The 1,294-nt window shown below is 74.4% G+C and carries 1 protein-coding gene and 1 pseudogene; both read right to left on the bottom strand.

The window, feature by feature from the left end:
- A partial coding sequence (locus ACFW2E_RS38695) for an asparaginase (protein ID WP_384474290.1) occupies positions 1-928 on the bottom strand: 928 nt, incomplete at its 3' end.
- A gap of 44 nt (positions 929-972) precedes the next feature.
- Positions 973-1,185 (bottom strand): annotated as a pseudogene (locus tag ACFW2E_RS38690) (L-asparagine permease); the annotation flags it as partial.
- Positions 1,186-1,294 lie beyond the last annotated feature (109 nt).

Here is a 1,294-nt window from a genome sequence, read left to right as displayed (position 1 = left end):
CCGCTACCCGGGTGTGGCGGGGGGGGCCCCCCCCGGGGGGGGCGGGGGGGGGGGCGGCCACGGGGCGGGGGGCGCGATCGGCGCCGTCGGCGATCTTCACGGCGACGGCGCGGCCGTCCGGCAGTGCCGCGACCTGGACGCCCTCGAAGCCGTCCTTGGCCAGCAGGCCGGGCACGGCCCGCATCAGCGCGGCCACGTCACGGCCGGAGCCGGAGGCCATCTCGGCGTGCTCGCGCATCGCGTCGGCCACCCGGGCCTCGGGAGTGCCGGGCGCCGCGGTGGTGATGCGGGCGACCGCGCGGGCCAGTCCGTGCAGGGAGACTGAGAACAGCGGGGCGCCGCAGCCGTCGACCGTCACGCGGGCGACGCTCTGGCCGGTGAGGTCCTCGACGGTCCCGGCGATCGCCCGCTGGAGGGGGTGGGCCGGGTCGAGGTAGTCGTCCAGGGACCAGCCGTTGAGCTTCGCGGTCCAGAGCATCGCCGCGTGCTTGCCGGAGCAGTTCTGGGCGAGCCGGGACGGCAGCCGGCCCTCGCGCACCCAGGCGTCCCGGACGGCGGGGTCGTAGGGCATGTCGGGCACGTTGCGCAGGTCGTCCTCGCAGAGGCCGGCCAGGTCGAGGATGCGCCGGGTGCCGGCGAGGTGGTGCTCCTCGCCGGAGTGGCTCGCGGCCGCCAGCGACAGCAGCTCGCCGTCGAGCGGTAGCCCGGCCCGCAGCATGGCCACGGCCTGGACGGGCTTGAGGGCCGAACGCGGGTAGAAGGCGGCCTCGATGTCGCCGAGCTGGAACCGGACCTGGCCGTCGGCGCCGAGGACGACGACGGAACCGTAGTGGATGCCCTCCACGACCCCGCCGCGTATCAGGTGGGCGACGGGGGCGTGGAGGGGCTCACGGACAAGGGGTGCGTCCGCGGGAGAAGTGCTGTACATCACTGCCTGGATCACTGGTGGGTTGGAGTGGACCGGCGCGGGGTTCACGCGTCGGCTCCGGCGGACTTGCGCGCTGTGCGGCCGCGGATGGCGTACCAGCCGGCGACCAGCGCCCCGACGATCGGCGGCAGGTACGGCACTGTGGTGCCTCCGGCGCCGCCGTCGGCGTACGTGAGGACCGGGACGGAGGCCGGGCAGGCCGGCATCACGTGTTCGGTCCAGGGGGAATCCGGCAGTCGACGGCCGGGCCGCGTTGGCCCGGCCCGGTGGGTCTTCCCCCGGTAGAGCCGGTGTCACAGCAAGATCTGTGTCTTATACACAAATCCCATCCCACCAGTCATGGAACAAAGTCGGGTGTGGGCGTGG

The organism is Streptomyces sp. NPDC058964, assembly GCF_042741275.1.
GTDB lineage: Bacteria > Actinomycetota > Actinomycetes > Streptomycetales > Streptomycetaceae > Streptomyces.
This window is presented reverse-complemented; position numbering and strand designations above follow the sequence as displayed.